General features: G+C 65.8%; 8 protein-coding genes and 2 pseudogenes. 4 read left to right on the top strand and 6 right to left on the bottom strand.

What is annotated here, in order from left to right:
- The 5 genes and pseudogenes from B7L92_RS40155 to B7L92_RS40150 all read right to left on the bottom strand — a co-directional run.
- Window positions 1-177 (bottom strand): annotated as a pseudogene (locus B7L92_RS40155) (replication-relaxation family protein); the annotation flags it as partial.
- A 510-nt stretch (window positions 178-687) separates the two neighbouring features.
- Window positions 688-1,377 (bottom strand): hypothetical protein, encoded by a 690-nt coding sequence (locus tag B7L92_RS02680; protein WP_081235894.1) that lies wholly within the window; start codon window positions 1,375-1,377, stop codon window positions 688-690.
- 124 nt (window positions 1,378-1,501) lie between these two features.
- Window positions 1,502-1,846, bottom strand: a complete 345-nt coding sequence (locus B7L92_RS02675; protein WP_081235893.1) for a hypothetical protein — start codon at window positions 1,844-1,846, stop codon at window positions 1,502-1,504.
- A 15-nt stretch (window positions 1,847-1,861) separates the two neighbouring features.
- Window positions 1,862-2,797, bottom strand: coding sequence for an adenine nucleotide alpha hydrolase family protein (locus B7L92_RS02670; protein ID WP_081235892.1), 936 nt, complete (start codon window positions 2,795-2,797; stop codon window positions 1,862-1,864).
- A 139-nt stretch (window positions 2,798-2,936) separates the two neighbouring features.
- Complete coding sequence (locus tag B7L92_RS40150; RefSeq protein ID WP_143626223.1) at window positions 2,937-3,338, bottom strand: hypothetical protein; 402 nt, start codon at window positions 3,336-3,338, stop codon at window positions 2,937-2,939.
- Between the two features lie 131 nt (window positions 3,339-3,469).
- On the opposite strand from B7L92_RS40150, the gene B7L92_RS02665 reads away from it, so the two are divergent.
- From B7L92_RS02665 to B7L92_RS02660, 3 genes and pseudogenes are all read left to right on the top strand, one after another.
- A complete protein-coding gene (locus tag B7L92_RS02665; RefSeq protein ID WP_255310723.1) occupies window positions 3,470-4,087 on the top strand; it encodes a LysE family translocator in 618 nt (205 codons plus the stop codon).
- An 89-nt stretch (window positions 4,088-4,176) separates the two neighbouring features.
- Window positions 4,177-4,293 (top strand): annotated as a pseudogene (locus tag B7L92_RS41870) (IS481 family transposase); the annotation flags it as partial.
- Window positions 4,294-4,622: 329 nt separating this feature from the next.
- Window positions 4,623-6,110: a pentapeptide repeat-containing protein gene (locus B7L92_RS02660; RefSeq protein ID WP_081235890.1), complete on the top strand. Its 1,488-nt coding sequence runs from the start codon at window positions 4,623-4,625 to the stop codon at window positions 6,108-6,110.
- Window positions 6,111-6,455: 345 nt separating this feature from the next.
- On the opposite strand, the gene B7L92_RS02655 is transcribed toward B7L92_RS02660, so the two are convergent.
- Complete coding sequence (locus B7L92_RS02655) at window positions 6,456-7,295, bottom strand: hypothetical protein (RefSeq protein WP_255310721.1); 840 nt, start codon at window positions 7,293-7,295, stop codon at window positions 6,456-6,458.
- Between the two features lie 88 nt (window positions 7,296-7,383).
- On the opposite strand from B7L92_RS02655, the gene B7L92_RS02650 reads away from it, so the two are divergent.
- A complete protein-coding gene (locus B7L92_RS02650) occupies window positions 7,384-7,959 on the top strand; it encodes a hypothetical protein (RefSeq protein ID WP_081235889.1) in 576 nt (191 codons plus the stop codon).
- Window positions 7,960-8,290 lie beyond the last annotated feature (331 nt).

Below are 8,290 nucleotides of genomic sequence, written 5' to 3'. Positions count from 1 at the left end.
GAGGTACCAGGCGTGGGTGGGAGAGCGGTCCGGGCCGGGCAGCACCGTGTAGTCGACGAAGCCGTCGCAGCGCAGCTTGTTCAGGGCGCGGGAGATCAGCTGCCGGGTGCCGTTCGGGCGCAGCATCCGGCGCAGCTGGCCGGTGGTGGCGATGCGGTGCTGGGCGAGCGCGGTCATGATCTGATCACTCAAAGCCTCGACCGGGCTGGGAGACAGAGGGGAAACGCGTGTCCGCGAAGCGGAGCGGGGCATGGGAACGTCCTTTCGGCGCGCGTGCGGCTTGAGCCGAGCGCGGGCCGTTCGACCGACGGCATCAGTTGCCGACGAGGAAACCCAACAGCCCCGACCAGACCACCGACCACGAAGGCCCGACCACGGTCACGAAGGGGAAACATCCCGGTGGTCGGCCCTGTGCCCCCCGACCACGGACTCCTCGGGCTGCGCAGACTGAAGGACCCGATCAGTGGCCGGCCGACGGCACGGGTTATTGCCCGGTCAGACAGGGTGAGTTCGAAGTCCCTGGAAAACGGACGATGGCCGGTCCGCAGCAGCATCTGCTGCTGCGGGGCGTAGTGGCGAGCTACGCCATGCCGGCCATCGTTGCGGTATCCGGCCCGCAGGGGATCAACAACCCATAACCGGATACCGCGTCTGTGGGGTGGTGGGCTTGTGGCCACCGCCGGGGTGCTACCTGTTTCGCGCGGCTTTCTGTTCGAGGATGCGCCGGCGTGTCCACCGGCGTCTCCCGCCGCTCTCCGTGACCGCATCCACCGTCTTCAGCAGGGGCAGGTTGCCCTGGGCGAGGCTGCTGCTGAAGGAGGTGACGCTCTTGAATCCGAGCAGGGCAGCGGCTTGTGTTGCGCCCAGCAACTCGTCCGGATCTCCGTCGACGGGGACATCCGGCAAAGGCCGCGTCGGCCGTCCGGTCACCTTGCGTCTGCCCATGCCCGGACGGGTGGCCTGCCAGTCCAGCAGGGTCTGCACCCGCCACCTGCGCCGCCGGTAGGGCCTTTCGGGAGTGCCGAGCTCTTCGACGACGTCGGGTTTCGGGAAGTAGCCGGGGTGATCTCGCAGGTAGTGGTTGACCTGCTGAGGGCTTTTGTAACCGAGGAACTTCGAGGCCTCGGTGCTGGTGAGCAGCTGGTCCGGGTCAAGGGCCGGAGGCTTGTGCTCCTGCAGGCGGGACAGTTTGCGCTGGGCGAACCAGGTGTCCACATCCTTCCCGTCCCACTGCCGGGCGCGGCCGCGGTGGCCGACGACATCCGGGAACCCGGTGGTCTCCCGCTCGAGGTACAGCGAGCTGATACGTGCAGGGGTCAGCCCGTACTTCGCGGCAATGTCCGCGGCCTCGACGACGCGCCGTGTGGAGCGGGCCATGGTGTGGGAGTCCCATCGTGTGATGCGGAGCCGGCCTCCCCGACCCGCAACACACATAATGGCCCCTGTTGAGGTCGGGTGTCCAGCTTGACGCCCATTTTCAGGCCGCGGGGAAAGCCGACGCCTACTCCTCGGGGAGGAGGCTGAATCCCCGGCGGGCGGCGTCTTCCACCATGGCGGAGTAGGCGAGTGCTGCGGGGGTCATGTCCCACTCGGCCAGGGCGAGGAGCAGCACCATTTCCGCATGGTCCCGTGTGGCGTCGTAGGGGACTTTGGCCGCATCGGCTGCGGCCGCGAGGTCGGTGGTGGACATCCCCTGCAGGCGGGTCGCGGTCGCCTGGTGCGTCTCCTGCAGGCCCTGGTGGTAGAGGACATTGCCTTCGCGCAGCAGGTCCAGGAGGTCCTCGCCGTCGGCGGCTGGTGCGGCCGCGGACAGTTCCAAAAGGCGCTGGGTGCTCGTCGTCATCATGGTCAGTATGCCTCTCTAAAAGGGCTGGGAAGGAAGGTCGGGGGCGGTGGGGTCTGTATCGCAGCCGCCGCAGGCCGGGCCGGAGGCCGGCCGGGCGGCGAGGTGGACGGCTTTGCGTGGTGGCTGTTGCAGGGCGGTGCGGATCTGCCGCTCCAGCAGGTCCATGTCGGGGCCGTCGTCCGGCAGGACGATGCCGGGGTCGGGGGCGGTGGGCAGGCGGCTTTGTTCGATCAGGTCGGTGATGCGCCAGTCGGGACGGAAGCTGTCGCCGCGGGCGGATTCGACCTCGGCGTACAGCTCGGCGAGCCGGGGCCGGCGGGCGATGGCCAGCAGCAGGTCCCGCTTGGAGGCGAACACGCACAGCGAACAGGAGCAGCGGCTGGTGCCCTTGAAGTCCCCGGCACCGGGGAAGGAGTCGTAGGTCCAGTGGTAGGGCACGGGGGCGTCCCGGTGCCATTTGAGGACCGCGGCGGTGGGCCAGTCCTTGACCGGCAGCCACTCGTCCACGATCCGTGCGCCGTTGGTCAGGACGTTGCGGTAGGCGGGGTGGTGGGCGCGGTCGCGGCTCTCGTCGGCCCGCAGCCCCATGACCTTCAGGATCCGCACGGGCCGGCCGAGCTCGCGGCGCAGCCGGCGCACCAGGGGAGTCCAGGCGGTGGAGATGATCGACTCCTTGGCGTACTTGCGGCAGTAGGGACTGCCCATGCGGGGGAAGCGACCGTAGGCGGCGATCTCGGTGAGCAAGAACGCGGGCCGTACGACTTCCACATGGCGGTCGGGCGGGATGCCGCAGGCCGCGCTCTGGGCGGCGGCGAGCTCGGACATCGACGCATAGCGCGTGCCGTCGACGTGCACGGCCGGCCACTCCAGCGGCCCGAGCGTGGCGTGGTAGCTGATCACCCGGTCGGTGACCCCGGCCGCCGCGGCGTCCCGCATGAACGACCACAGCATGACGCTGCTGTCCTTGCCGCCGGACAGCTGCGGGGGCGAGCAGGTCGTAGGCAGCCAGGTCCGGGGCGTCGGACGGGCAGACGGTGGGGCGTGCGGGCATGACTGCTCCAAGGAAGGCAGGGGAATGGGCGGACGGCCGTCACAGGGCGGCCGGTTCGGGATCGGGACGGCGCGGATAGGGCGGTCGCGCATCGATCCCGATCTTGATGCGGGCACGTTGTCGCCGGTTTTGGCCCAGGGGGAAGATGAAGCGGTGGCGCCGCGTATGGCGGACGGTACGGGCACTGATCGCTGTCAGGGCCTTCCGTAGCCACACCGCGGGATCGCAGCCGGCCCGCGGCACGGGGGCGCCCAGCGCGATCAGCCGGGCCTCGACGTACTGGTGGCCCTGTTCCTGGCGGCGGACCTTCTGCGCGGCTCGGTCGGAAGCGCACGGGTTCGCAGATTCTGAGAAGCGCTCGCGCGGGAACCCGCACCTGTCGACGTCTATAGGTACCGACGCCGTTCGGGTTGCACCGTGCTGGGCCTTCTTCCCCGACACGTGGTGCACGGTAGGTGGTGGACGTTCGGCTGCATCGTGATGTCCGGTTTCCGCCAGCACGATCGGTGGCTGCTTTGAAGACTCGGCATATGATCTTCACGACCCCCCCGACGCCGGCGATAAGCGCGGACATGCTCATCGCGCTCCTGGTCTTCTTGTTCCCGCTCGCGTACAGTCCGGGCCCGGGAAACGCGTTCTTCGCGGCGATCGGTGCGTCGAAGGGGCTGCGCGCCGCTGTGCCGGCCCTTGCCGGGTACCACATCGCGACCTTCGGTGTGACCGCGGCGATCGGGATCGGGATGGGGGTCACCATCCTGGAGCATCCCTTGTTCGCAATGGTGCTCAGCGCGGTCGGGAGCCTCTACGTGTTGTGGTTGGCGGTGACGTTCGTTCGTGCCGCTCGGGCGAAGGGAGGATCCACGGCGGATGCCGCATCGGCCGGGGAGCAGCGGGTCGGGTTCTGGGCCGGCGCGATCGTCCTGCTACTGAACCCCAAGGCGTACTACATCATCGCGGTGTTGTTCACGCAGTTTCTCAGGCCGCCCGCCAACGACGACGTCACCACGGTGCTGGTGATCACGGTTGTGTTCACGCTGAACAACCTCGTCGCCTTCATCGTCTGGGCACTCGGCGGCCGGGCGCTTACCGCCCTGTTCCGCAGTGAGCGGTCGAAGCGATGGATCGACTGCTTGTTTGCCGCCACCTTGATCGGAGTTGCGGTCTGGATGGCGGTACCGCTGTTCACCTAATCAGAAGCCACACACGACTCAGCGCAACGCGCCCCTGCCCCTGGCCGGCCGCGAACGGCTGGCACGCTTGCCGTCATCGATGGATGGTCCGTGCGGCGCGCCGCTACCATCACGGCCTTCCGCTGGTGGATCGCAGCTCCCGGCCACACTCGCCGCCGACGCGGACGCCAGGAAGCATCGAACGGCGCATCGTGTCGCTGCGATTCAACGGGACCAGCTCCGGCAGTGCCTTGGTGAGCACGGCCGGGCTGACCGGTACGCCGAACACCGCCACGCCGCTGAGCTGCGGCTTGTCGGCCGAGACGTCGTACAGGCCGAACCTGTGGACGGCTGATCAGGAAGAAGCGGAGTAGTGATGCTTGCGGACGAATGCTTCGGCGTCCTTCTCGCTGATCCGCTCCACGACTGGTATAGAGGCAGTGTTTTGACCCTGCGCTATTCAGTGTCGTCTCAAGCATAGTCGTCACCGAGCGTCACCTCGGAGGGCAGCATCTCTACGGGAACCGCTCGACTGCATCCATGCGTCGGTTCCCACATGGCTGTCCCCCCTCCGCCAACGGTTCCTCCGCCCTGGGCGCATTGTGGCGTCCATGCCACCCCTGCGAATCCTGTTGGTTGTTCCGGCCGCAAAGTTGCCCCGTATGACGCCTGCCTTGAACACCTGACACCTGACGAACGGCACGCGTATCTAAGCAGCATTCATCCCGGAGACTCCGTTGATCACAGAGGTACCACCTTTACCGAGCAGTTGCTCAACGAGTTGATCGAGCGGTTCCGTCAGGACGGGCGCCCCCGGCTAGGGACTGCAATGTTTGGATGGTCGCGATTCACCGGTCCAGCCAAATTTGGCGGTGCCATATTCGAAGGCCCCGCCAGGTTCAGTGGTGCAGTATTTGAAGACGATGCTCGATTTGACGGGGCAACCTTCGAGGCGACGACCCAACTTGGCCCCATGCTGTGCTCGAAACGATTCGGACTCTCGGGTGCGAATTTTGCGCAGCCGGTGAAAATAGAGGCAGCTGCACGGTCTGTTGAGTGCGAGAGGACGCGCTGGGCGTCCCGGGCAAGCCTGGCCGTGCGATACGCCGAACTAGATCTTACTGACGCTATATTCGAAAACAAGGTCACTGTAACTACTCGAGAGTCGCCATGGAATACATACTTGGGGCCGCTCGCGGAAGGGCATTTTTCGGGGCCTGTCACTGCCAAGGTTGTCAGCATCTCAGGGATTGACGCAGCCAACCTAGTCCTATCTGGGATCGATTTGAGCGCATGCTCCTTCACCGGGTCGGTGAACCTCGATCAAATACGATTGGAGGGCGACGTCACACTGCGCCGTACACCCCGCGGGTGGATCAAGGTGCATGGGTTACCTCTTCGCTTCACCGATAGGACCATCCTCCATGAGGAAGCGAGCTGGCGGGTAAGAAATTACGGTGATGGGAGCTGGGGGTCTGTTGGCGCCCCAGACACACCCACTCCTGCAGTCCTCACATCCCTTTACAGGCAACTACGTAAGTCCTTCGAGGACGGGAAGAATGAAGCTGATGCCGCTGACTTTTACTATGGCGAAATGGAGATGCGTAGGAACGATAAGACGAGAGCGCGGAGCGAACGTGGCTTGTTGGTTGCATATTGGATGCTGTCGGGATACGGACTCCGTGCCACCCGCTGCCTCGCATGGCTCATGCTAAGCATGGCAGCCGTCACTCTTTTGCTTGCATTCTGGGGATTGCCACTGAAAGACCCTTCGCTAGTAAGTGAAGTAAAACACCCCAGCGCCGAAGCAGTAGTGATAACCGATCGCGAGGACCTGGAACCTCCATCTGGACCATTACGCGATCGACTAACGGCAACTCGCCTTGATAAATCAGTCGAGGTGGTCCTAAATTCTGCCATATTTCGAACGAGTGGGCAGAACCTCACCACGATAGGGAGGTATACCGAGATGACGGCCCGGATCGTTAATCCAGCTCTTTTAGGGCTAGCAATTCTTGCAGTGCGGAACCGAATCAAGCGTTAACCGTTTTTCGTAGCGGCGCGCATCGAAGCCTCCCTCACCGACATGTCGCCAGGAGTGCTGGCGCTGACGCCACCGCTGGCACCAGGGCGACGAGATCGGCACCTCCGGGAGGTCTTCGAACGGCAGCGTCTGCTGAACCGGGACCATCACCGGCCTCTCCCACCTACGGGCTCTTTCGGCAGCGCCCTGTCGGTGCAGGGGCAGAGCTGACCGGCGGTTGCGGATGCGGTCATCGATGCGCCGATCAGGCGCGGCAAGGTCGTCATGCGTCGTTTCCAGACAGCGGTGGAACCGGGCACGGACAGAGACCAGCGCGGTCTCTCCCGGCCGGGGTGATGAGAGGGATCAGGTGAGGGGGAGCCGGGTGGCGGAGCCGGAGAGCAGGGCGTGCCATTCCTGCTCGAAGTGCTTGTCCTGTTTGTCGATCACGCGGGCGGGGGCGGTGACGAACAGCTCTTCCGCCATCGGCCAGGTCTCGCGGCGGGGACGGAGCCAGGCGCGGGCGCGTCCGTAGAGCGGGTCGTGCTCGACGTTGATGCCGTGCCGCTCGGACACGGTGATCAGCCGCCGGGCCAGCTGCCGCGGGCGGCCGATGCCGACGCGCTCGGTGGAGCGCATCACCGGGCGGCGCTTGCCGGTCTGGGACAGCAGGAACAGGCGGCGCACGTGGTAGAGCGCCCAGGGCATGCCGAGCTCGCGCTCGAACGCCTCCAGACAGGCACGGCCCCCGGGCCGGGAGCGGTCGAGGAACTCCAGCAGGCTGCGCCTGCCGTACAGCTTGGTGTGGGGGTTCAGGCTCATCGCCGTGTGCTCCAGGCGCAGCACCTCACCGGCGATGTCCGGGTGCGAACGCATGCGCTCCAGGTGGGCGGGCAGCACGTCCATGGAGACGGGAAAGCAGCAGAAGGTGCAGTAGCTCTTGGGCCAGTGCACGCCGAAGCGCTCCAGGAGGTAGTCCTCGCACTGCCGGCGGTGCCAGCCCCAGTCGATGAGCGGATACACCCCGGTGCGCCCGGGGATCTTCGAGGCGGCCGTGTCGCCGAAGCGGCGCCCGGGCTCGTCGGCGTTGAAGCCCATGATCTGCCGGAACGGGCGCCCGCCCATCTCCTGCACGAGCCACCGGTCACTGACCTTGCCCTTGGCGCGCAGACTGCTTCTCCGGACCAGAGCAAGCGAGCCAATCATGTTCGTCGGTAGTTGCCTGACGGATAGGTGACACGCCAGGGGGCCTCCGTTTGGAGAACGTCATACTGGTGGGGGAGAGGGGGCTCGGGTGAACGCCTCGGTGGTTTCGCTGATCATCGCCTTCCTGGGGATTGTTGGAACGCTTGTATCGGGGCTTTTGACGCAGCGGCTCGCGGAGAAGGTCAAGGCCAGGGAGTTAGCTCATGCCGAGCGGCAACGGGTCGACGAGCGGCGGTATGAGGAGGAGCGGGCGATGGTCGAGGCCATCAGGGCTTGCTGCGCCGCGCTGATCACCGCTTCTATGGACTATCACTCTGAACTCAACAACTTTTGGTATGCGTTACGGGTCGATCGCGTCACTGAAGAACTGCGGTCACGCCTGGATGACGCGCGACGGGAGCAACGCGCGCGACACTCCGAAGCGCAGATGCGCGTCCCAGACGACGTAATCGTGGCCGCCAACGCGGTAAACCGCGGGCTCAACCGGGTGTATGGGGTTCTCAAGCGTCTGGACGGTGGGATGCCGCCGCGCCGGGAAGGTGAGTCCATGGAGCAGGCTCACGACCAGATCATGGAGACCTGGAACCAGCTCGTTGCCATGGGCATTATCATGCGGAGGAGCATTGGTGTTTCTCCCCACCGGTCTATGTCCGAGGAGCCGTGAGCCTGATCCATCGGCCGTGGGTCAGGCTGAGTGGGCGCGAGTGCTTGGGATGCCGCGAGAGAGACGGGTGGCCGATGTGTGAGTCGGGCTGTGTCGGCTTGTTTCGTTCGTCGGCCTGCACGCGCTGCTGCCACACATTGACGGCGCTGTGAGCGGCGAGGTCCGCGGCGACCTGCTCGGGGGCGAAGTGAGCGGCGAGTGCGGACCGCTCGGACGGCATGCGGATAGCAGGCAAGACGGTCTCCAGACAGGCGACGGTCGTCGACGGACGAAGCGGCGCCCCACCGCTTCCCTTCTTCCTCATTCCTTCGGCGCCGCTTCGTCCGTCGAC

Source organism: Streptomyces viridosporus, from assembly GCF_002078235.1.
In the GTDB taxonomy this organism is placed as follows: Bacteria; Actinomycetota; Actinomycetes; order Streptomycetales; family Streptomycetaceae; genus Streptomyces; species Streptomyces viridosporus.
This window is presented reverse-complemented; position numbering and strand designations above follow the sequence as displayed.